22 protein-coding genes are annotated in these 21,112 nt (G+C 39.7%); 12 read left to right on the top strand and 10 right to left on the bottom strand.

Annotated features, from left to right (window positions below; all coding sequences use genetic code 11):
* Positions 1–188: 188 nt before the first annotated feature.
* From ftnA to cspE (PMAL9190_RS14205), 7 genes are all read left to right on the top strand, one after another.
* Positions 189–719: a non-heme ferritin gene (gene ftnA, locus PMAL9190_RS14235; protein WP_060999735.1), complete on the top strand. Its 531-nt coding sequence runs from the start codon at positions 189–191 to the stop codon at positions 717–719.
* A gap of 73 nt (positions 720–792) precedes the next feature.
* Positions 793–1,131: a universal stress protein UspB gene (gene uspB / locus PMAL9190_RS14230; protein ID WP_200813424.1), complete on the top strand. Its 339-nt coding sequence runs from the start codon at positions 793–795 to the stop codon at positions 1,129–1,131.
* 124 nt (positions 1,132–1,255) lie between these two features.
* Complete coding sequence (locus PMAL9190_RS14225; RefSeq protein ID WP_087845770.1) at positions 1,256–2,365, top strand: mechanosensitive ion channel family protein; 1,110 nt, start codon at positions 1,256–1,258, stop codon at positions 2,363–2,365.
* Positions 2,366–2,511: 146 nt separating this feature from the next.
* Entirely contained in the window at positions 2,512–3,699 is a 1,188-nt protein-coding gene (locus PMAL9190_RS14220) for a BaiN/RdsA family NAD(P)/FAD-dependent oxidoreductase (protein ID WP_087845769.1), read from the top strand.
* A gap of 380 nt (positions 3,700–4,079) precedes the next feature.
* Positions 4,080–4,286: a transcription antiterminator/RNA stability regulator CspE gene (gene cspE, locus PMAL9190_RS14215; protein WP_036789206.1), complete on the top strand. Its 207-nt coding sequence runs from the start codon at positions 4,080–4,082 to the stop codon at positions 4,284–4,286.
* A gap of 333 nt (positions 4,287–4,619) precedes the next feature.
* Positions 4,620–4,829, top strand: a complete 210-nt coding sequence (locus PMAL9190_RS20415) for a hypothetical protein (protein ID WP_087845768.1) — start codon at positions 4,620–4,622, stop codon at positions 4,827–4,829.
* 210 nt (positions 4,830–5,039) lie between these two features.
* Positions 5,040–5,255 carry a transcription antiterminator/RNA stability regulator CspE gene (cspE, locus tag PMAL9190_RS14205; protein ID WP_087845767.1) on the top strand — a complete coding sequence of 72 codons (216 nt, stop codon included), beginning with the start codon at positions 5,040–5,042 and terminating at the stop codon, positions 5,253–5,255.
* Between the two features lie 222 nt (positions 5,256–5,477).
* Here the strand turns inward: cspE (PMAL9190_RS14205) and adiA are convergent, their stop codons facing one another.
* The 5 genes from adiA to PMAL9190_RS14180 form a co-directional block, all read right to left on the bottom strand.
* Positions 5,478–7,778, bottom strand: coding sequence for an arginine decarboxylase (gene adiA / locus PMAL9190_RS14200; RefSeq protein WP_087845766.1), 2,301 nt, complete (start codon positions 7,776–7,778; stop codon positions 5,478–5,480).
* A 219-nt stretch (positions 7,779–7,997) separates the two neighbouring features.
* Positions 7,998–9,323 carry a putrescine-ornithine antiporter gene (gene potE / locus PMAL9190_RS14195; protein ID WP_087845765.1) on the bottom strand — a complete coding sequence of 442 codons (1,326 nt, stop codon included), beginning with the start codon at positions 9,321–9,323 and terminating at the stop codon, positions 7,998–8,000.
* A gap of 709 nt (positions 9,324–10,032) precedes the next feature.
* On the bottom strand, positions 10,033–10,500 hold the full coding sequence (locus PMAL9190_RS14190; RefSeq protein WP_087845764.1) for an outer membrane lipoprotein: 468 nt from the start codon (positions 10,498–10,500) through the stop codon (positions 10,033–10,035).
* A gap of 131 nt (positions 10,501–10,631) precedes the next feature.
* Positions 10,632–11,273: a tRNA-uridine aminocarboxypropyltransferase gene (locus PMAL9190_RS14185; protein ID WP_306341470.1), complete on the bottom strand. Its 642-nt coding sequence runs from the start codon at positions 11,271–11,273 to the stop codon at positions 10,632–10,634.
* 21 nt (positions 11,274–11,294) lie between these two features.
* Positions 11,295–11,714 (bottom strand): COG3650 family protein, encoded by a 420-nt coding sequence (locus PMAL9190_RS14180; RefSeq protein WP_065169219.1) that lies wholly within the window; start codon positions 11,712–11,714, stop codon positions 11,295–11,297.
* A gap of 61 nt (positions 11,715–11,775) precedes the next feature.
* Between PMAL9190_RS14180 and PMAL9190_RS14175 the strand changes: the two genes are divergently transcribed.
* Positions 11,776–12,234 (top strand): EVE domain-containing protein, encoded by a 459-nt coding sequence (locus tag PMAL9190_RS14175; RefSeq protein WP_087845762.1) that lies wholly within the window; start codon positions 11,776–11,778, stop codon positions 12,232–12,234.
* 76 nt (positions 12,235–12,310) lie between these two features.
* Here PMAL9190_RS14175 and PMAL9190_RS14170 read toward each other — a convergent pair whose 3' ends face one another.
* On the bottom strand, positions 12,311–13,114 hold the full coding sequence (locus PMAL9190_RS14170; RefSeq protein WP_087845761.1) for a Cof-type HAD-IIB family hydrolase: 804 nt from the start codon (positions 13,112–13,114) through the stop codon (positions 12,311–12,313).
* 165 nt (positions 13,115–13,279) lie between these two features.
* Complete coding sequence (locus PMAL9190_RS14165; RefSeq protein WP_235004365.1) at positions 13,280–14,248, bottom strand: alpha/beta fold hydrolase; 969 nt, start codon at positions 14,246–14,248, stop codon at positions 13,280–13,282.
* Between the two features lie 199 nt (positions 14,249–14,447).
* On the opposite strand from PMAL9190_RS14165, the gene rhtB reads away from it, so the two are divergent.
* On the top strand, positions 14,448–15,065 hold the full coding sequence (rhtB, locus tag PMAL9190_RS14160; RefSeq protein ID WP_087845760.1) for a homoserine/homoserine lactone efflux protein: 618 nt from the start codon (positions 14,448–14,450) through the stop codon (positions 15,063–15,065).
* 76 nt (positions 15,066–15,141) lie between these two features.
* Positions 15,142–16,368, top strand: coding sequence for an EAL and HDOD domain-containing protein (locus tag PMAL9190_RS14155; RefSeq protein ID WP_087845759.1), 1,227 nt, complete (start codon positions 15,142–15,144; stop codon positions 16,366–16,368).
* Positions 16,369–16,509: 141 nt separating this feature from the next.
* On the opposite strand, the gene PMAL9190_RS14150 is transcribed toward PMAL9190_RS14155, so the two are convergent.
* From PMAL9190_RS14150 to PMAL9190_RS14140, 3 genes are all read right to left on the bottom strand, one after another.
* On the bottom strand, positions 16,510–16,986 hold the full coding sequence (locus PMAL9190_RS14150) for a Dps family protein (protein ID WP_087845758.1): 477 nt from the start codon (positions 16,984–16,986) through the stop codon (positions 16,510–16,512).
* A gap of 142 nt (positions 16,987–17,128) precedes the next feature.
* Complete coding sequence (locus tag PMAL9190_RS14145; RefSeq protein WP_087845757.1) at positions 17,129–18,016, bottom strand: patatin-like phospholipase family protein; 888 nt, start codon at positions 18,014–18,016, stop codon at positions 17,129–17,131.
* Between the two features lie 113 nt (positions 18,017–18,129).
* On the bottom strand, positions 18,130–18,975 hold the full coding sequence (locus PMAL9190_RS14140; protein ID WP_087845756.1) for a LysR family transcriptional regulator: 846 nt from the start codon (positions 18,973–18,975) through the stop codon (positions 18,130–18,132).
* A 206-nt stretch (positions 18,976–19,181) separates the two neighbouring features.
* Here PMAL9190_RS14140 and PMAL9190_RS14135 point away from each other — a divergent pair, with 206 nt between their 5' ends.
* On the top strand, positions 19,182–19,904 hold the full coding sequence (locus PMAL9190_RS14135; protein ID WP_087845755.1) for an SDR family oxidoreductase: 723 nt from the start codon (positions 19,182–19,184) through the stop codon (positions 19,902–19,904).
* 156 nt (positions 19,905–20,060) lie between these two features.
* On the top strand, positions 20,061–21,065 hold the full coding sequence (locus PMAL9190_RS14130) for an acyltransferase (RefSeq protein ID WP_087845754.1): 1,005 nt from the start codon (positions 20,061–20,063) through the stop codon (positions 21,063–21,065).
* Positions 21,066–21,112 lie beyond the last annotated feature (47 nt).

The following is a 21,112-nucleotide window of genomic DNA, read 5'->3' as shown; positions in this document are numbered from 1 at the left end:
TTAGGTCGCATCTATAGGTTACGAAATGGTTAATTATTTTCCGTAATCGTCGATTCATATTTATTGTTATTTTAGTGGTTTATACTAACAGTAATTATATTAATAACGAGGTTTTGTCCATTTGTTGCATTCTTAACAATGCATAGTGACAATGTCTTGATTACACTTAAACAAACAGGAGTAGTGCAATGTTAGCCAAGGCAATGGTTGAGAATCTTAATGAGCAAATTAATTTAGAATTCTTTTCTTCTAATTTATATCTGCAAATGAGCGCATGGTGTGAAGATAAAGGCTTTGAAGGTGCTGCTGCGTTCTTACGTGTTCATGCTGCTGAAGAGATGGAGCATATGCAACGTTTGTTTACTTATGTAAGCGAAACGGGTGCGTTACCGATTTTAGGCACAATCGAAGCGCCTAAGCATCAATTCGACTCTTTAGGTGCAGTATTCCGTGAAACCTATGAGCATGAGCAGCTAATCACTAAAAAAATTAATCAATTAGCTCATGTTGCATTTTCTACCCAAGATTATTCAACCTTTAATTTCTTACAGTGGTATGTATCAGAGCAACATGAAGAAGAGAAATTATTTAAAGGTATTTTAGATAAAATTGAGTTAGTTGGTGAAGATGGCAAAGCGCTATTTTTTATTGATAAAGACCTCGCTGCAATGGCTAAAGGCGAATCAGTACCAACATCAGTAATGGACTCACAAGCTTAAGTGATGTTGAGGGTAGTGGTCATACGCTGCCCTTTTATCCCTATAAGCAAGTGATATTTAAGAGGGGATAACTATGATCAGTGGTGATGCACTTTTGGTTGCGATTTTTTTGGTGGCAGCTGTTAATACTTGTCGTTATATCAGCACCTTACGCTCTTTGTTGGTGGTGATGCGAGATTGTGATCCATTGTTATATCAACAAGTCGATGGGCGTGGTTTCTTTTCATCTCAAGGTAATGTCAGTAAACAAATTCGCTTATTTCATTATATTCGTAGCCAACAGTATAAAAAACATCATGATCCGCTGTTTATGGCAAAGTGCATTAAAGTACGTAAACTGTTTGTATTGGCAAGTACGTTTATGATCACTTTCTTTGTGGCTATTTTTGCCGTCGCTTTCCTCGGACTTTAATACCAGCTTAACTGCTTTGAGTGTCACTGTTCTAGTGGCACTTTCTTTGCCGTCCTCGTTCTGTGCTATATCATTACTAGCAATATAACTTCATTTTCTGTTGAGTATCGGAAGCTAAATCGCTATGGATCAATTTTTACTTTGGTGGTCATCGCTTGAAAAAGGTGCGTCCGTTAATTGGATGTACAACATTGGCTTATTACTGCTGTTGAGTGGATTACTGTGGGGGGGCTGGTTACTTATTTCTCGCCGCTTAGCGACCATAGCGAGTAAAACCCATTTAATTTGGGATGATGCTCTAATTGATGCCGTTCGAACTCCCGTTTCGTTGTGTATTTGGGTATGGCCAGGACTGATGTCACTGGGGATTATGGTCGATAATATTACCTCTTATTCCAGTGGCTTGTTGGCGTTATTGCGGCATTTATTATTGATTGGGGTCTTTATTTGGATTCTGATGCGGTTGATCACCAATATTGAACAAACGATATTGGATAATCGTCCTCATCGAGATGCCACCACAGTTACTGCTATTTCAAAAATATTACGCTTAATTGTGATGGTGTTGAGCAGTTTAATTGTGATGCAAAACTTCGGCTTAAGTTTATCGGGATTACTGACCTTTGGTGGTGTTGGTGGTTTAGTCGTCGGTATGGCAGCTAAAGATTTACTGGCTAATTTCTTTGGTGGCATGATGATTTATTTTGATCGGCCGTTTAAGGTCGGTGATTGGATTCGTAGCCCAGATCGTCAAATAGAAGGTACCATTGAACGGATCGGATTTCGTATGACAGTGATTCGTACTTTTGATAAACGGCCATTATATGTACCGAATTCAGTCTTTAGTTCGGTGGTGGTTGAGAATGCTTCACGGATGCAAAATAGGCGAATTAAACAAAGTGTTGGTTTACGTTATTGTGATGCGGCAGTGATGGGGTTAGTGGTTGATGACATTAAATCTATGCTGCAAAATCATGCCGATATTGAGACTCGACAAACATTAATTGTTAGCTTTGACACCTATGGGCCATCGTCACTGAATATCTTGGTGTATACCTTTACCAAAACTGTTGATTGGGTTAAATACAAAGCGGTACAGCAAGATGTAATGCTGCAAATTGTTGCGATTGTACATTCACATGGCGCCGATTTTGCGTTCCCTACCACCACCTTAGATATGCCAACCGCAGCAATCACAGCATTAACGGCAATTGATAGCCAGCAACAAGCTTGATTTTATTCAAATAAATCCCAGGAATTGGATAGCGGTTGGTATTGCGTCAATAGGCAGGTAAAATAGCGTAGACAATAGAAAAAGGATGCTAATCGTTAGCATCCTTTTTGCGTTTATTTAGTGACATTAAAGGCTAATTGAAATCCATGGCAAACAAATATGATGTAGTAATTATTGGTGCAGGTGCTGCAGGCTTAATGTGTGCAGCGACTGCGGGTAAGCGTGGACGCTCAGTGTTAGTGCTTGATCATGGTAAGAAACCGGGCCGTAAGATATTAATCTCAGGTGGCGGTCGCTGTAATTTCACTAACAATGATGTGGCTGCTAATAATTATGTTTGCCGTAATCCTCATTTTGTTAAATCAGCCTTGTCGCAGTACAGCCAATGGGATTTTATTGGCTTAGTGTGCCAGCATGAAATTGACTATGAAGAGCGCGATCATGGACAATTATTCTGCTTAGATTCAGCCAAAGACATTGTCAAAATGCTGATTGCTGAATGTAATTTACCCAATATCAGCTTACGTTATCAAACCGACATCAGTGCGATTACCCAATTAGATTCTGGGTTTAGTTTGAATGTTAACGGTGAAATGATCTGCTGCGAATCGCTGGTGGTTGCTACAGGTGGCTTATCAATGCCGAAATTAGGTGCAACGCCATTTGGTTATCAAGTTGCTGAGCAGTTTGGCTTAAAAATGGTGCCAACGACTGCAGGTTTAGTGCCGTTTACGTTGCACAAGCAAGATAAAGACGCTTTTGAAGCGTTATCAGGTATTGCAGTACCAGCGGTGATCACTACTGAAAATGGCACCAGTTTTAAAGAAAATTTATTATTTACTCACCGTGGTTTATCTGGGCCTGTCGTTCTGCAAATTTCATCGTACTGGTTGCCAGGGCAAAAGGTGACCATTGATTTATTACCGATGCTCAACTTGGCTGAAACACTACTTGAATTACGTGAACAGCATTCGAACCAAAGCCTGAAAAATACCTTATCGCGTTTGTTACCAAAGCGGTTAATTGAAGTGCTAATCGCGCGTGGTGATATTACCGATAAGCCGTTAAAGCAACTTAATCACAAAGAGTTTGAGCAGCTTGCAAGCTACTTCCATCAATGGAACATTGCGCCTAATGGTACTGAAGGTTACCGCACTGCAGAGGTAACATTAGGTGGAGTTGATACTGATGAATTATCATCAAAAACGATGGAAGCAAAGAAAGTGAAAGGCTTATTTTTTGCTGGTGAAGTGATGGATGTTAGTGGTTGGCTTGGTGGTTATAATTTTCAATGGGCGTGGAGTTCTGGCTATGTTGCTGGACAAAATGCGTGATATTTAACCGTAAAATTTGAGTTTTGAGTCGTTAAAAAACTCAAAATTCATCCAATATGCTGCTTTTTTATTGATATTACTTGATGGTTGTTAAAAAAAGATCAAGTAATATCAATGGTTTATGATTTATTGTGGGCTTATTTGAAAATAAATCTTTACAATAATTGCTAACCACATAATAATGGTGATGCTCTGTTGTTCAGAGTTATTAATGAAAACATCAAGTAAAAGAAAAACCCTCAGAATATCTTCGTTATTGTTGCATTCCTTAGTGTTTCCCTTAGCTTCATAGTCACATTCAATAATTCAAGCTTTCAGTGCAATCGTGATATTATCGCGATAAATCTTTATGAATTTTAATCAAATATAAGGGACACATTATGTCTACTACTGGTATCGTTAAGTGGTTCAACGAAGAGAAAGGTTTCGGTTTCATTACTCAGGACAATGGCGGCGCTGACGTATTCGTTCACTTCCGTGCAATCGCTTCTGAAGGTTTCAAAACTCTTGCTGAAGGCCAAAAAGTGTCTTTTGAAGTAGAGCAAGGCCAAAAAGGTCTTCAAGCTGCAAACGTTGTAGCTCTATAAGATTTCAAGGCGACGTCAATGGCCACTGTGCCATTGACGTTACTTTCACCTAATACATTATTTATACAAAATCATCGAAAAATAAAACACCTCCAACATCTGCATCAGCATCTGTCGTTACGTTCCTTATTTACTTCGTTACATTATTATAAATAGCATATTAATACTTAATCAGCGTAAAAGATTTTGATGAATTTTATCGTCTTAATATTTTATTGTGAATTAACAATTGAGGACACTTATGTCTCGTTCATTAGGCCGTAAGCGGTTTTGGTTTCAACAAAATCGACCAGAAAATACTACCAATAAAACTAATAACCAAGAGATTAAATAATGATAGTAAATTTCAATTTAGTAAAAGATCAACGTACCTGGAGTGCTAATATTCATCAGCTCAATAGTGATATATTGAAACGCCATATTCTTATTAACGGTAATGTTGATAATCTAGATATATCATTTAGTTACTGTGAAAAAACAGCCGCAGGTAACATTACAAATAGTAGCAATAAAGTAATTGGTAATTTTTACATTTCTTATTAATACCCTAGGGGATTTAATTAAGAAATGATTTTAATTAAATGTCTTATCTCGCCAATGACATTATTTAATAATATAAAGTAATAAACACATTTATGGTTAATTGGCATTATTATCACGATAATGCAGGTGTGATTACTTATATGAATATTATCATTTCAGGTTATTGCATCGTGCGATAATTTAATCAAATTAAAAAATAAGGGACATTCAATGTCATTATCAAAAACAATCGGTACAGTTAAGTGGTTTAACGAAGAGAAAGGTTTTGGTTTTATTACTCAAGATAACGGCGGTGCTGACGTATTTGTTCACTTCCGCGCTATCGTTTCTGAAGGTTTCAAGACATTAGCAGAAGGTCAAAAGGTTTCTTTTGATGTTGAGCAAGGCCAAAAAGGTCTGCAAGCTGCAAACGTTGTAGCTTTATAATTTATCTTTATTGATAAATGAAAGAATGCTGGCTAAGGCCGGCATTTTTTAGATCTATTATATTGTTATTGTGTCGATTTATTCTCAGAATATCCTGCACTTCCTGCACTTCCTGCACTTCCTGCACTTCCTGCACTTCCTGCACTTCCTGCACACATAAAAAATCCCCTGCGGTAATACAGCAGGGGATTGATAAGGTAGTCACATTATCGATTTAGGCGATTATAGTGCGTCTTTTTTGATACAAAGAACGTGGTATTTACCGTCTTCGATCTCAGCGCCTTCAGTTTCGTGTTCAAAACCTGGGAATTCTGCATCCCATGCTTCTAGTGCTTTCAAGTACTGGATTTGCGGACTTGTGTCGTCACCGAAGTTTTCACCGCCCATTAGCATTGGAATGCCTGGTGGGTAAGGGATAACAGAGTTCGCTGCAACACGACCCACTAGCTTGTCAGAAGCGACTAGCTCAACTTCATCAGATACCACGAACTGGTAAGCAGTACGTGGCTTCACTTCCATTTCAGGTAGACTTGAGTAGGCCTGATTCAGTACTTGGCTTGGGTTGTGACGCACTAGGTATTCAAACATTCTATTACCGAGATCTTTAAGACCCAGACCAGAATAGGTTTCAGGTGAAGATGCCACTAACTCAGGTAGAATTGTTTCTAATGGAGAGTTCGCATCGTAATGACGCTTGAATGACAACAGAGTGTTGATCAATGTGTCACGCTTACCTTTAGTAATACCCATTGAGAATAGGAACATGACTTGGAAGTCAGTGGTACGGGTTGGTACGATGCCAAAACGACCTAGGTATGCAGTCACAAGTGCTGCTGGAACACCTGTTTCAAGGAAGTTACCGTTGTCGTCAAGACCTGGAGTTAGTAAGCTCACTTTGATTGGATCAAGCATACACCAGTCATTGTCGATTTCGTCAAAGCCGTGCCACTTGTCGCCAGGAGTTAGTTTCCAGTTCTGTTGAATCGTCATTAGAGACTCAACAGATGCATTTTCAAAATTAACGGTGTCACCGTTCATTTCTGTAACCGTTTCAGCGTTCCAAGGCTTGAAGAACCAATCGTTTTCAGCGGTGTAATCGTTAAATAGTTGACGTACACTTTGGCGGAAGATGATCGCTTCGCGGTTAACTTCGTTCGTTAGCGATAGACCACTTTCGCCTTTCATCATGTTCGCAGCAACATCGTTAGACGCACAGATTGCGTATAGTGGTGATGTTGAAGTGTGCATCATGTAAGCTTGGTTGAAACGGTCAAAGTTGATCGCGTTTTCACCGTTACGGACGTGAATGTATGATGCTTGAGACAATGCATTCAATAACTTGTGGGTTGAGTGCGTTGCAAATACTGTTGGACCTTTGTGGTCTTTTGCATCGCCACGCATAGCGTAGTGACCCTTGTAGATAGGGTTAAAACGTGCGTAACCGAACCATGCTTCGTCCATGTGAATACGGCTAGAGCTTTCGCCTAGTAGCGCTTCAGTTACTTCTGAGTGGTAACATAAACCATCGTAAGTACAGTTAGTTACTACAGCGTAGCTGGCTTTTTTCTCATCAGCGTTGAAAGGAATACCCGCATTTTTCGCTTTAAGCGCAATGCCTTCTTTGCTCATTTGAACTTTGCTGATTGGACCGATGATACCGTAGCAGTTACGGCTAGGAACCATGTAGATTGGACGCGCGCCAGTTAGGATCAGACCTTGCTCGATTGATTTGTGACAGTTACGGTCACAGATAGCAATGTCGTCGTCTTTCATACATGCTTGCATGATAGTACGGTTTGAACCTGAAGTACCTACGATACCAGAGTAAGACTGGTGAGCACCGAAGATCTTAGCAGCTTCAACTTCTGAATCTTTAAATGCGCCACTGTGGTCAAGTAATGAACCTAGTGCAGCACGCTCGATACCCATATCGGTACGGAACAAGTTTTCGCCGAAGAATTCAAAGAATTGGTTACCAGCTGGAGTTTTAGTAAAACCGATACCACCTTGGTGACCTGGAGCAGACCATGAGTATTCATGGATATCGTTGTAGTGCATCATCGCTTTCATGAACGGTGGTAACACTTGTGCACGGTAGCGACGCATTGAAGCAACGATACGACCTGCAACGAAATCAGCAGTGTCTTCTAGTACTGAGTAACACTCATCAACACGTTCCATTAACTGGCGGTTGTTAAGAATAGACGTACGAGCGCGTTCTGCTAGTAGAAATACTGGCACTTCAGATTGACGTGCTTGTAGTGCTGCTAACAAATCAACTTCTTCGTTAGAATTAACGATTTGCTCTTCAGTTTTTTCTAGTGCTAATACTAGGCTATCGATTTGAGTCGACATGATAACCGCGCGCGCATCTTCATAAGAAGTCGCAGTGATGATATCGATAGTGCGGTTTTGTAGTTCAGCAATTAATGATTTAGTTGCACGATCTGCAAAGCTATTTGGAGTAATGTTCTGGTGCTCAATAACGAGAGCACGCATTTTATTATTAGTACTATTGTTCATAATAACGCCTGAATAAAATGATGAATGACAGATGTGTTTTACCGCGACATAAAAAATATGAAGTAATAAAAGGTCTGTACGAATATTTTAGAAAGGGAATAAATAATGCCGGTTATTAATAAGGGTATTAATGGTTAGCGTATTTATTATTTATTCCCATTTCTGTTCTAGCTTATTATTAATAAATTTCTTTATTATCGAATTTATTAAATCTTTAAATTAGTTTGCTTTCACTTCAGGTTTAGTATCACGAGCAGCGATGAAACCATAGAAGATGTAGCCAAGTAGCATCAGAATCGTACCGCCAAATACTGCGGTAGCACCACAAGCATACACACCATAGATACTGTAAAGAACAGCTAATGTACCCACTGTCGCACCTAAGCGGTATTGCTTTGGAGATACCATGTTCTTGCGAAGTAATACTTCAAGACCAGTCATCGATAGGATGTAAGGTACCATGTTAATGAATACTGCAAGGTTCAATAGCGCGTTGAACTGACTGATTAGGTTTGGAGAAATCGTCATTACCGCTAGTAAAATCTCAGCAGCTAGCATGATTAACATACCTGCAATTGGTGCGCCTGCTTTGTTGGTTTTAGCAAAGATTTTAGGGAATAGACCTTCATCTGCAGCCGCTTTAGAAACCTGTGCGTTAGTGAACTGCCAGCCAAGTAGTGAGCCGATACATGCAATAACTGCTGCTAGAGTAACAATGTTACCTACCATAGGGTTAAACATGTGGCTGAATACTAGGCCAAACGGTGCAGTTGATGCTGCAAGTTCTGAGTTAGGAATGATACCTTGAATAACACCAGTAGAAGCAATGTAGATAACCGCTGCGAAACCTGTACCAAATAATACTGCAAGCGGTACGTTACGCTCTGGGTTTTCAACTGCATCAGAGTTAGCACCTGCAGATTCAATACCTAGGAAAGCCCATAAAGTCAGTGCAATACCTGAAGATACAGAGTGCATTGTAGTATCGTGGTGTGGGTTCCATGCGTTCATGAATGTTTGTGGATCGAACCACCACCAACCGATGATAGACAGACCAGCAACTGGAATAATGATACCCCAAACAGTGAATGCTGAGATTTGACCTGTGATCTTAGGACCACCAAAGTTAGCTACCATTGTTAGGATTAGGATCGCTACTACACCGAAGAAAGTGTGCATCGGTGTATCAAGCCAAGGTATAAATGGTTTGATGTAACCTAACGCTGAAACGGCAATCGCCACACAGCTAATAACTAAACACACGTAGTAAGTGTAAGAAGAGATGAAGAAAGATGATTTTCCGTGTGCTTCTTCTGCGTAAGCTGACATACCGCCAGAGCGTTTACAAAATGCACCACATTTAGCGAATGTGTAAGCAATACACATTGCGCCTAGCGCAGTTACAATCCAAGATAACATTGAAATTGCACCAACTTGCGCCAAGCTTGCTGGTAGCATAATAATACCAGAGCCCATCATGTTAACTGCAACAAGTACAGTTAAGCCAACGAGTCCCATTTTTTTAGTGCCAGTATCTGATGACATTATATTTACCTGTGATTAGGAAGGGATATAAACGCTATATGTATAGTTTATTTATCGTAATGAAAATAAAGTCATATGAATTAAATGATGTTAACCAAGAATCACCATTAATTTATTTTTTTGACTGTCTTACGTAACCAAAAAAATAAGTTAAAGATAAACTTACTTAGTTATTATTACTTAATTACATCACCGTTTAGTTATTTAACGAGTGCTATGATGCTGCTATTTTGATAAAAAAAAAACCGTAAAACCGCAAAGAAACGTTGCAGATTTAGAGAGTAAATGAAGAACTAGTATCGTTATTCGATCGCTTAATTTCGTCAAAATGAATATTAAGTGAATAAATAATAATAGTGACAAATTAAATTATGATTAATAACAGTAAGTTGTGATTATCATTGGGTGAGATTTATAATACAAATGATATCAGGGTTGCTATAAGCATAAAATAGTTATGCATTAATTGTGATGTTACATGTTTTAGACTGAATAAAGTTTTTTTTAAAAAAATGCAACACTATTACAGATAATGGCTATTTAGACTGAAAAGAACCGTAATAAAGCTAGCAAAGAACGGTTCTGAGCTGTGACATGATACATAAATGGATTAATAACACAGCTAAGATGGCAACCGGAAAAGCGGAAATTTGAATAATAAAAAAGGAGCAGCAGCTCCTTTTGGTAGAAAATGAGATGGAAAAAATGATTAAGCAGGCGTCACTCGTGCAGTGCCATCAGCACTTTCATTAACTTGGACACGTTCACCGGCTTGGAACATTACTTGTGGGTTTACTTGCTGCACAATAGACACAGTACGACCGCTGTCCATTTTAATGGTTAAATTAACCCCGTTACGCTTTGTGGCTTGATTGCCTGCTTCATTACCTAAGAAGCCACCCAGTAATGCTCCGCCAATTGAGGCGATTTCTGAACCTTTTCCACCACCAACACCAGAACCTAAAATACCACCAATCGCGCCGCCTGCTAATGTACCAATACCATTACCGTTACCATTTAGAGTAACCGCTTGAGTACGTACAACAGTACCATAATAGACTTGTTGCATTTGACGAGCATCATTTACATTGTAGGCATTGCCATAAGGGTTAGCAGCACAACCTGCAAGGCCTAAAGTTGAGGCGATGACGGCAACGGCAAGGATTTTGGTTTTCATGGTATAAGCTTCACTAAAAATACAGTGTATAAAATTGAGTATTGCTAATCTGAGCCTTTTTATTTAGAAAATAAAGCCGTAAATCTGATATTACAAAAACAACTATTAGCATGATTTAAGCACTAGTGCGCTTATTTTGCGTGGCCACTTTTGTCGGCATGATAGATCTCAATAAAATGAGTAAAGTAATCTTGTAGTTGTTGTGCTGCTTGGGGTTGGTGCAGTTGCTTTAATAATTCTATACCGACCTCACAGGTGCAAAGGTGGCCGGGTTGCTGGTTGCGGCGTAGTGAGTAAGATGATGTTTTTTCTGGAGTTAATGCGATGCGAGGCAATTGATTAAGCCACGGGCTTTTACGTACCATTTTACGTGCTTCTTGCCAGGTTGCATCAATAATAATCAGCAATAATTTGGTGTTATTGGTTGTTGGGAGCGTTAACGGCGTCGCTAAGTGTTGCTCGTCACTCGGAAATACTAACCAAGCTTGATAATCAGGGTGTTGTAATTGTGCTAATAATGCTTGCGGTGGCTGTGTACGATGCCACATTTCGACACGGCAGCTAGGCAGCGTACGCGTCATTAATATGCCAGTATTGGTATCTTTGCTAGATTCACGAGCATGAGTTAGTAGTACAAAATCGGCGACTGATTGTAATTGTGGTTCGATAGCGCAAATACAATTAAATTTAAACCCGCAACGCAGACAAGCCATGTTCTTTCTCGTGATCAATGATAAAGGTGGCAGTGTGGCATAACGCCACCTTTGAGTCACGATAGAGAACCATAATAGCGATTATTGACGCTGTAGAATTAATCCTTCGACACCGAGTTGATAGGTTTGACCATCGACAGTTTCTTGTTGAGTGCTAAGTTGCTCACTGTGGGGATCATAACTATAAATACGTTCACTATTGAGTGGGCGTCCTTGGTGAGTGGTCATAGTGACCTTAACACTGGTTGGGTTAATTGCTTGCCAATGACCGGTTTCTAATAAATCAGGATCACCATTGGTATAGGTATAGGTCGTTGTTGCTGCATGATCATCACTTAAGTGTAGATGTGTGGTTAGCCCCATTTCGGTATCACTTTTATAATTCCCTACCCATTGTGATTCGGCGGGATCGCTTTTAAACGCAGCCGGAATCCAGCTAGCACAGCCTGATAAGGTGGTTGCTGCTAATAATAGCGCAAGTGATAAGCGTGGGTATGTCATTATGTACTCTCTATGGTAGGCTCAATTTCTACATTGAAATTAGCACAATTAGGGGAAATCAATGGCGTATTGGTTATTTAAAACCGAACCAGATACCTTTTCAATAGACACTTTAAAACACCAAAAAGTTTCACCATGGGAAGGGGTTCGTAATTATCAAGCGCGTAATATGCTCCGCGATGAGATTAAATGTGATGATCAGGTACTGATTTACCATTCTTCTTGTAAAGATATTGGTGTCGTTGGCATCGCGAAAGTGGTGAAAGAAGCATACCCTGATCATTTTCAATTTGAGCCAACCAGTGCCTATTACGATCCTAAAGCAACCGTTGAAAACCCACCGTGGGTGATGGTTGATATTGAATATCAGCAGCATTTACGCTTAGTCAGTTTAGCGCGTATGAAAAAGGCGCCTGAATTAGCGGCAATGCCATTAGTTAAAAGAGGAAATCGGCTGAGTGTCATGCCAGTAACGGTAGCTGAGTGGCAACAGATATTAGCGATGACAGGGCAATTTTAATCAAAAACAGTGACAACATAGATGGTTATGCCTGTCACTGTTTGAGTTATTTATTGCTAATAAAGCAGTCGTTAATTTAGCGTGTTAGCAGGTTTTGCTCTAAATAATGAGCCACCGCTTCATCGGCATTTGAACCAATCACTTCATTATTTGGTAGGGCTAATTTGACTTTTTCATGTGACGTTCCCATGACCAGTCCTTTACCTGCCATTGCCAACATTTCAGCATCATTCATACCATCACCAAATGCGATACAGTCAGCCAGTTGATAACCAAGCGCTTCTGCGACAGCCTGAAGTGCATGGCCTTTTGATACGCCTGCATCCATCACTTCAAGACACCATGGTGTAGAAAAGGCAATATTGGCTTTGTCACCAAAATGCGCATTAAAAATTTGTTCCCATTTCACCAATGCCTCATGATCTTCGTCATCGCGGGTAAAGAACACTTTAGCCACGTCATCGACAGGTGGATTGTTAACATCAAACAAGTGATAACTAAAGCTATCGTGGAATTCTTTTAATTGCTCATTGTCATTATTGAGTAGCCACTGATCGCCACGGTACATGTGAATATGTAAAGCAGGATCATCTTTAGCAAGGGCAATCACGCCACGAATAACATCAGCACTGAGATTTTGTTGAAAAACAAGCTCGCCCTGACAGTTATGTACTCGCGCACCATTGGAAGTGATCATATAGGCAGGAATGGCTAATTTTTCACGTATCTCTGCAACATCAATATGATGACGACCGGTTGCAAACACGAAATTAATATTTTTCTGAGCAAGGCGTTGTAATACATCGCGCGTAAATGGCGCAATTTTATGGTCGGGATTTAGTAATGTGCCATCTAAATCTGAAGCAACAATTTGATACATGAAGGCTCTCAATAAATAGAAATATAGCGAAAGGTAAGATAACGAGATCTAATGTGAGTCGCTTATATTAAACTACTATGAGAGATAAAAAGGGGTTAATGTAACGAATAAGTTTTTCCGCTTTTATTTTTGTGATGGCGTAGTCTTTTTGGCGTTATTTAGGTCTTATGAGGTTGCAAAATGGTTGCAAATTTCAGTTAGCGCAATATTACGATATTGATCACTTTCAAATAATAATTCGTGACGTGCATCCGTTATGGTGACTAATCGGCTCTGGGTTGATGTTTGTTGGCAAAAACGGACATGGGCTTGATTATCGACGATATGATCAGCGCTGCCTTGTAATACCAAGGTTGGTGTTGTGACGCTATGTGCTTCGTTAATACTTGCACGAGCAGCTGCAATACTTTGCCATACCCAGCGATTACTTGCTCCTCCTAAGCGAATTTGGGGGTATTGCTGATAGAGTTGTTTAAACCACTGAAAGCGTACTTCACTGTGTGTTAGCGGATTATTCGCAAATGGCTTGGGGTAATAGCGACGTTGCCCTGGTGCATAAGTCGGTTGGCGATGAAGGAAATCATTGAGATGTGCCAGTGGTTCAGCAATAAATCGTAAGCTTGGCTTAATGTGAATACCATGCATTGGTGCGCTTAATGCGGCGCGATCAAAAAGCGTTGGATAACGAGCGAGGAGTAAACTACTGATTGCTCCTCCCATAGAGTGGCCTAATAGGTAATGATATTGATAGCCTTGTGGCTTGACGATATTAGTTACAAACTGGTGGAGATCGGTAACATAGTCATCAAATTGGTCGACATATCCCATTTCAGTATCTGCGATCAGTCGTTGTGACATACCTTGACCGCGATGATCAAGCGCATAAATATGGTAGCCTTGATTGATTAAATCAAAAAACAATTCCTGATATTTGTAATAACTCTCAATTCGGCCATTCACGACTACGATGACTTTATCACTGTGTCCTGGGGTTAAACTTACCCAACTCAATTGGCAATGGTTTACACCTTGCAATGTGCCTTGATGCCGCTGTTGCCATAATGCAGAAATTGGACCTGCCATCATAGTATTGAAGCTAGCTTCTTGTGAAAAAGGCAAGGTTGAGTGGGTCATAATGTATCCGAAAGTTGTGAACTACGAGGCAAAGTCTTGAATGATATTTACGCAGATAAGCTATCTCATTGCTTATTATCATCTTTGCCAGTATACATTATTTATTGTGGGTAGCGTAATCGAGCGATAATTTGCTCATGTGCTGGGTTTCAGGGTATAACGACATCTTTTGAGTATTTGAATAGTAAGGGAATATTAAATGAATATTGAGATTTGGCTTGCCTATGTCGTTGCTGCCATTGTCTTTAGTTTTGCACCTGGATCTGGCACCGTTAACTCGATCAGTAATGGTATGGTATATGGTTGGCGTAAATCCTTAGCATCAATTGTTGGCTTACAATTAGGTATGGCTGTTCACATTATATTGGTGGGGGTTGGGCTTGGCGCATTAGTTGCGCAGTCAGCGTTGGCGTTTACATTGATTAAATGGATCGGCGTCGGGTATTTGGTGTGGCTAGGTATTCAGAAGTGGCGTGAACATAGTACATTAGCGCTAGAGGATGTTGATAGGTCAGTAACAAGTAAGTGTTTATTTCAACGTGCAGTATTAGTGAACCTTACTAACCCTAAAACAATTGTATTTTTGGTGGCGTTATTTCCACAATTTATTGATACCACTCAACCACAATTACCGCAGCTATTAATTTTAGGTTTAACGACACTGATCATTGATGCTGGAGTAATGCTGTTTTATGTCTGTTTAGCGTCTCGTTTTACCGGTTATATTCGCTCAGCAGCAGTAATGACACGTCTTAATCGTATTTTTGGATCGATGTTTATTGGTTGTGGCGCACTACTTGCTTTAGCTCGTGCATAAAGCTCAACTTCAGCGGATATCATTTATTTCAATTGAAATAGACCATTAATCACTGTGATCGAAAGGTATTATTAACATGTTTTCTTATGTTGCTCGCCAACCTATTTTTAATCGTCGTCAACAAACGATTGGTCATGAATTATTATTTCGTGATGGTGAGTACAATGCTTTTCCTAATATTGATGCAGATCAGGCAACCTGTCGGCTTGTGGTTGAAAACTATATGGCTATTGGTGATGATTATGCTTATCGTGGTCAACGCAATTTTATTAATTTTCCGCAACATTGTTTAGTTAGTTTAATGCCGCTTTTGCTGCCAAAAAATAAAGTGGTGATTGAAATTCTAGAGACCTGTACGCCTAATGATGAGTTATTTTTAGCGATTAAGCATTTGCATCGTAAGGGCTATATCATTGCTCTCGATGATTTTGAGTATGATGTTAGATGGCAGCGTTTCTTTCGCTATGTTCATATTATTAAACTTGATTTACTGATGCTTGGTTTGGAAAAAGCGTGCGATTTTGTGCGCAATAATCGTCATCTGAAAGTGAAGTTTTTAGCTGAAAAAGTTGAAACCTATACTGATTTTCAAACCTCGCTTAATGCGGGGTTTGATCTTTTTCAAGGCTATTACTTTAGCCGTCCAGAGTTGCTTAAGCGGCGTAAAGTTGCGGCCTCTGAGTTAACGACTATTCAATTATTACAAGCGATTAGTAATGAACCAGTCAATTTTGCTGATATTGAAAATATTATTAGCCATGATGTTTCACTGTCTTATTTATTGCTGCGTTATGTCAATCAAACTAACTGTAGATTAATTGAGCCAATTAGCTCATTTCGTCAAGCGTTGGTGTATTTAGGTGAAGAAAAGCTACGTATGTTTGTTGGAGTAGTAGCAACTGCACATGCGGCACTTGATAAACCTAAGGCTTTATATGCCTTATCGTTGCAACGAGCAAAAATGTGTGAAAAGTTGGTTGATTGCAGTGCATTGACACTACCACCACAACAGGCATTTTTAGCTGGCATGTTTTCATTATTGGATGCGTTATTAGATAGTTCGTTAGCGGAACTGTTAGTGCTATTAAAGTTACAGCCTAATATTCAAATGGCATTATTAGAACGACAGGGGCAACTTGGACAAGTATTAAACTTAGTTGATGCTTTTGATAAAGCAGATTGGCAGCAGGTAACGATTGAATGTTGTCGATTAGGAATATCAGAACAACAAGTACAGCAGAGTTATTTGCAGGCAGTAGCATGGGCGGAAAAATGCGTACAAATTAATAATCCACCATCATAAAAAAAACGGGGCCATAAAGACCCCAAAAGAACCATATAATGTATTGCTGTAGTCAGGCGGGTCGCCTTTAATAAATATACTCACATCACATAAGTATATTCTAATCAGTGGATGACTAATTCACTGATTTGGTATCTGTTATTACTGTAAATAAGCGTTTAACATCCACAATAATTTTTCTTGTTCGCGAATATAATCACCCATTAATGCCGCAGTACCTTCGTCATTCGCATCACCAGCAGCAATAAGAATTCGACGTTGTTGGCCAAGTAAGATACTAAAACCATTTACTAGACCTTGCACAGCGTGTAAGCCATCACTGATGTTTTGATGTTCTTTGATCTCAGTTGTTGCTAAGTAGCAACTAAAGCTATGATTCGGTGTATAGCCTAGGGTTAAAATACGCTCAGCTAATTCATCAACTTTGAGCTGAAGATCGGTATAAATCTCTTCAAATTTCAAATGTAATTCGAAAAACTGTTGGCCTTTAATATTCCAATGATAGCCACGACTATTCATATAAAAGACTTGGTAATCAGCTAATAATTGGTTGAGGTCAGTGGCCAGCGCTTGAGCTTTATCACTGTCAAGACCGATTAAATTGGTTTGGTGAGCCATGATGTATTCCTCATTGAATAAGTTAAAAACGAAAAGCTATTTCGTTTTGATGTAGCCAGTATAGGTAAAAAGAATCAATAGGCACAATTGTTTGCTTCTATTATAACGATAGCTTTAACCTATTACACGGTGATGGTATAAATCAGGCGACTAATGACTTGGGATCGCAATGCTCACCTTCACAAGGGATGATGCCACATACTCGATGGCCAGCTTGTTTACCTTGCAAATAACCTTGTTCTAATTTGTTGAGGTTGCGGGTTAAGCGACCAACCTGAAAATTCTGATTAGGTGCAATCACGGTAATGGTGCAATCTGCTGGCGGGTTATTAATAAAATCAAGCGCTGCATTATAACGACGCGCACGCGTCATTACTGCTGCTGCAAAAGCGGGGTGATCATGAAACATTGATTTAATTAACCACGGTAGTTTGGTGTCATGTTTATGAAAGCCAAGTGGTTTGGATAAAATAACAGTAATGTTACGCGCACCACGACGATAAGCCTCAATCACAGGAATAGAATCACCGATTCCACCATCACTCATTGCAACACCATTAACTGTTGGGTTATTGCGATAAGCAACAGGTAGAGCGCAGGTCGCTTCCATTACTGGTGTAATGTTATTGCGCGTTACTTTGATGTATTCAGCTTGACCTGTTTCTAAATTGGTTGTGGTGGCATATAGCGGAATTTGACGTTGTTCATAGTGAAATAAATTAAGCGGTAAATAACGCGAGGTTGTACGCCATAACCAATCAATATCCGTTAAATGACCACCATGGGTAAAGCGTGAAAAATTGATAAACTGTGGATCGCGTGAATATTGGGTAATAATTTTATGACTACGGCCATAATTACCACTTAAATAGCCAATAAGGTTGGTTGCGCCAGCTGAAACGCCAATCGCAAAGTCAAACGGCGAATAGTTATTTTCTAGAAATGCATCCAGCACACCACTGGCAAAAATACCGCGCATCGCGCCGCCTTCGACAACCAGTGCATGAGAAGTGTGTTGAGCTGTATTCATGATATAACCTATTTATTAAATCGCCATTAACTTAAGTTGCAGCATAAACAGGTTGACGCGTATAAAAAATTCGATTTTTCTTATTGTTGTAATAGGCAAAACTTAATCGTTGATTAATGCTTGTAAGGGGGCTGTTGACTTAACACCTTAATGCAAGCCGCTAAAGCGGGATTGAGGGTTTTAGCGGCAGGATAACATAATCCTAAACGGCGAAACATGCGTGGTCCTTCAAGGGGGACTGTGACTAATTGATTGGCACTTTCTAATACTCCCGTTGGTAGAAAAGAGATCCCCAATCCAGCTTGAACTAAATGCATTACTTGCGTTTTGTGTTCTGCTTTTGCTACCAGATTAACCGATAAACCATCACAGGCTAATAAACCAATTGTTTGTTGGTGAGCCTCACAAGGTGGGCATTCAATAAAATCGTGCTGGTGTAATTGTTGTGGTGACACGCTGGTTAACTTAGCTAATGGGTGATTGGGTAACATACACAGTACATAATCTTCTTCCCATAACGGCAAAAAAATCTCATCTTCAGCTTTAAACATATCAAGTGTAATACGCGCATCAGCAGCACGGTCGTGATCAACTAATTCTAATAAAACATTAGGGATCTGCTGTTGCAGTTGGCTAAATATTGTCGCTAATTGAGTTTGGCTAAGATCGGCAAAGTTAGCCAAAGTCAGTGGTGATCTTTCTGTGCGCTGTTGAAATAACTGTGGCAGCGTATTAACGTCATTAAGTAATCGAATCGCCAATGGATATAAGTAATGGGCCTCGTCAGTGAGATTGACGCCTTTTTTGTGACGAATAAACAGTTGGGTGGCGAGTTCTTGCTCTAATTGTTTGATACCACTAGATATTGAAGGTTGTGATACACAGCAGCGTTCGGCGGCCAAGGTAATGTTTTTTTCTTCATAAACCGCAATAAAAAAACGTAATAAGCGTAAATCCATTAACTGATACTCACTTAAAAAAGATCTTACTAGCCTACCACATTGTTGAAACTTATGACGATAGCGAGTTAGCCATAGGTTTTTTTGATGATAAACCAAGGAAATTGATATTTTTAAGTTGTGAAAATTCGTTCTATAGTTATTGCCATCAACAGCTTCTTAGCTGGCTGCATCAAGTGTGCGGTTTATTCTAGAGGAAAAAAATCATGTCAAAATCTTTAGTCGTAATCACTGGTGCAAGTTCAGGTATTGGTGAAGCCACAGCACGTAAATTATCAGCAGAAGGCTACCCATTATTGCTATTGGCACGTCGTGTTGAACAAATGGAAGCTTTAAATCTACCTAATACATTATGCCGTCAAGTTGATGTGACTGATGTACAAGCGATTGCAGCTGCAGTTGCAGAAGCAGAACAACAATTTGGTCCAGTTGATTGCTTAATCAATAATGCAGGTATGATGTTGCTTGGCCTTGCTGATGAGCAGGATCCTGCTGAATGGCAAACCATGTTTAATGTTAACGTGATGGGGATGTTGAATGGTATTCATGTCGTGCTAGCGAAAATGAAAGCGCGTAAAGGTGGTACTGTTATTAATATCAGTTCAATTGCTGGTCGCAAAACATTCCCTAACCATGCTGCTTATTGTGGTACTAAGTTTGCTGTGCATGCGATCACTGAAAATATTCGTGAAGAAGTAGCAGATGATAACGTGCGCTTTATTACTATTGCTCCTGGTGCAGTAGAAACTGAGTTATTGACTCACACCAGCAGTGATGCAATTAAAGCTGGTTATGAAGAGTGGAAACACGGTATGGGCGGTGTGATTGCACCACAAGATATCGCCAATGCGATCAGCTATGCTTATAACCAACCACAAAATTTATGTGTGCGTGAAATTGTATTAGCTGCAACACGTCAACAGCCTTAATTATCAGGTTAAATTGCTGTCAACAATGAGTGAGTTATCGGTTAATTCATTACTGTGATAGATACTTGCTGTTAAGTGACTGCTATATTTAAAGCAGAGCCGTAAATGATTATGGCTCTGCTTTTTTGTATCTGCTTTTTATATAAGGGGCCATTGGTGAGAGAAAAAATAGGATTTTTTGATTTACTGCGAGTGGTTGCTGCCTTGGCAGTTGTCGTGATTCATGTCCTTGGCCCTTATCGAGATCAAATCGGCCAGATACCCGATTGGCAATGGATCAGTGCCATTACCATTAATAGCCTCAGTCGCTGGGCTGTACCTGTCTTTATCATGATTACTGGCGCATTAATGCTCAGTGATCAGCGGCCGTTTAAACCGGCCTATTATATTAAACGCCGTCTAGGTAAAGTTTTAGTGCCATTTTTAGTGTGGTCAGTTTTTTACGCGTTATTTTCAGGCTTAACAACGAGTGGTTTTGATAGCAACGTTAGTTGGTCGATACTTAAAAAAATGCCCACTCACGAAACCTATTACCATCTTGGTTTTTTCTATTATTTCATTCCTCTTTATCTGCTGATTCCGATTATTCAATGGTGGGTCCAAAAAGCAGAACCAGGACAAGTTAAAGGGGTGATTATGGTATGGCTAGTGATCACGGGGTTATATCTGTTTTATGTCGATGGCTTATGGAGTGAAACCTACTTACTTTATAGCGGTTATTTATTGTTAGGTTACTGCCTGTATCAATATCGTTGGCCAAGTTTGATGGTGCTATTGCCTCTAGCAGTAATTGCGCTAGTGGCGACTGATTATAATGTTATTAGCCATAGTTTTGCGGCAAATGAATATAAGATGGGACGCTGGATGTCGTATAAAACCCTCAATACGGCATTGGTGGCGGCGACTGTTTTCTTATTGTGTCGCTGGGCGAGTGATAAATTACGCTTATCTACCCACAATAAATTAGCATGGTTGAGTAAATACAGTCTTGGCGTGTATTTGATTCATCCAATTTTTTTGTGGCCACTGCGAGAATATGATCTTTACTTTGCTAATCCTTTAATTGCTATTCCAGTATGGACCGTAATTGCTGCTAGTTTGGCGTTAGCAACCAGTTGGTTATTAAGCCGTAGTCGTTATACGGCGTGGTTAGTGCCATAACTGAAGCTAGCCTGTTTGCTCACCCATCAGTGAGCAAACAGAATTGC

The sequence above is a fragment of the Photobacterium malacitanum genome (assembly GCF_900185615.1).
Taxonomy (GTDB): Bacteria; Pseudomonadota; Gammaproteobacteria; order Enterobacterales; family Vibrionaceae; genus Photobacterium; species Photobacterium malacitanum.
This window is presented reverse-complemented; position numbering and strand designations above follow the sequence as displayed.

Bases quoted from the DNA above. Each gene is read 5' to 3' on its own strand.
- ftnA (WP_060999735.1), top strand. From the start codon at position 189: ATGTTAGCCAAGGCAATGGTTGAGAATCTTAATGAGCAAATTAATTTA.
- uspB (WP_200813424.1), top strand. From the start codon at position 793: ATGATCAGTGGTGATGCACTTTTGGTTGCGATTTTTTTGGTGGCAGCT.
- PMAL9190_RS14225 (WP_087845770.1), top strand. From the start codon at position 1,256: ATGGATCAATTTTTACTTTGGTGGTCATCGCTTGAAAAAGGTGCGTCC.
- PMAL9190_RS14220 (WP_087845769.1), top strand. From the start codon at position 2,512: ATGGCAAACAAATATGATGTAGTAATTATTGGTGCAGGTGCTGCAGGC.
- cspE (WP_036789206.1), top strand. From the start codon at position 4,080: ATGTCTACTACTGGTATCGTTAAGTGGTTCAACGAAGAGAAAGGTTTC.
- PMAL9190_RS20415 (WP_087845768.1), top strand. From the start codon at position 4,620: ATGATAGTAAATTTCAATTTAGTAAAAGATCAACGTACCTGGAGTGCT.
- cspE (WP_087845767.1), top strand. From the start codon at position 5,040: ATGTCATTATCAAAAACAATCGGTACAGTTAAGTGGTTTAACGAAGAG.
- adiA (WP_087845766.1), bottom strand. From the start codon at position 7,778: ATGAACAATAGTACTAATAATAAAATGCGTGCTCTCGTTATTGAGCAC.
- potE (WP_087845765.1), bottom strand. From the start codon at position 9,323: ATGTCATCAGATACTGGCACTAAAAAAATGGGACTCGTTGGCTTAACT.
- PMAL9190_RS14190 (WP_087845764.1), bottom strand. From the start codon at position 10,500: ATGAAAACCAAAATCCTTGCCGTTGCCGTCATCGCCTCAACTTTAGGC.
- PMAL9190_RS14180 (WP_065169219.1), bottom strand. From the start codon at position 11,714: ATGACATACCCACGCTTATCACTTGCGCTATTATTAGCAGCAACCACC.
- PMAL9190_RS14175 (WP_087845762.1), top strand. From the start codon at position 11,776: ATGGCGTATTGGTTATTTAAAACCGAACCAGATACCTTTTCAATAGAC.
- PMAL9190_RS14170 (WP_087845761.1), bottom strand. From the start codon at position 13,114: ATGTATCAAATTGTTGCTTCAGATTTAGATGGCACATTACTAAATCCC.
- PMAL9190_RS14165 (WP_235004365.1), bottom strand. From the start codon at position 14,248: ATGACCCACTCAACCTTGCCTTTTTCACAAGAAGCTAGCTTCAATACT.
- rhtB (WP_087845760.1), top strand. From the start codon at position 14,448: ATGAATATTGAGATTTGGCTTGCCTATGTCGTTGCTGCCATTGTCTTT.
- PMAL9190_RS14155 (WP_087845759.1), top strand. From the start codon at position 15,142: ATGTTTTCTTATGTTGCTCGCCAACCTATTTTTAATCGTCGTCAACAA.
- PMAL9190_RS14150 (WP_087845758.1), bottom strand. From the start codon at position 16,986: ATGGCTCACCAAACCAATTTAATCGGTCTTGACAGTGATAAAGCTCAA.
- PMAL9190_RS14145 (WP_087845757.1), bottom strand. From the start codon at position 18,016: ATGAATACAGCTCAACACACTTCTCATGCACTGGTTGTCGAAGGCGGC.
- PMAL9190_RS14140 (WP_087845756.1), bottom strand. From the start codon at position 18,975: ATGGATTTACGCTTATTACGTTTTTTTATTGCGGTTTATGAAGAAAAA.
- PMAL9190_RS14135 (WP_087845755.1), top strand. From the start codon at position 19,182: ATGTCAAAATCTTTAGTCGTAATCACTGGTGCAAGTTCAGGTATTGGT.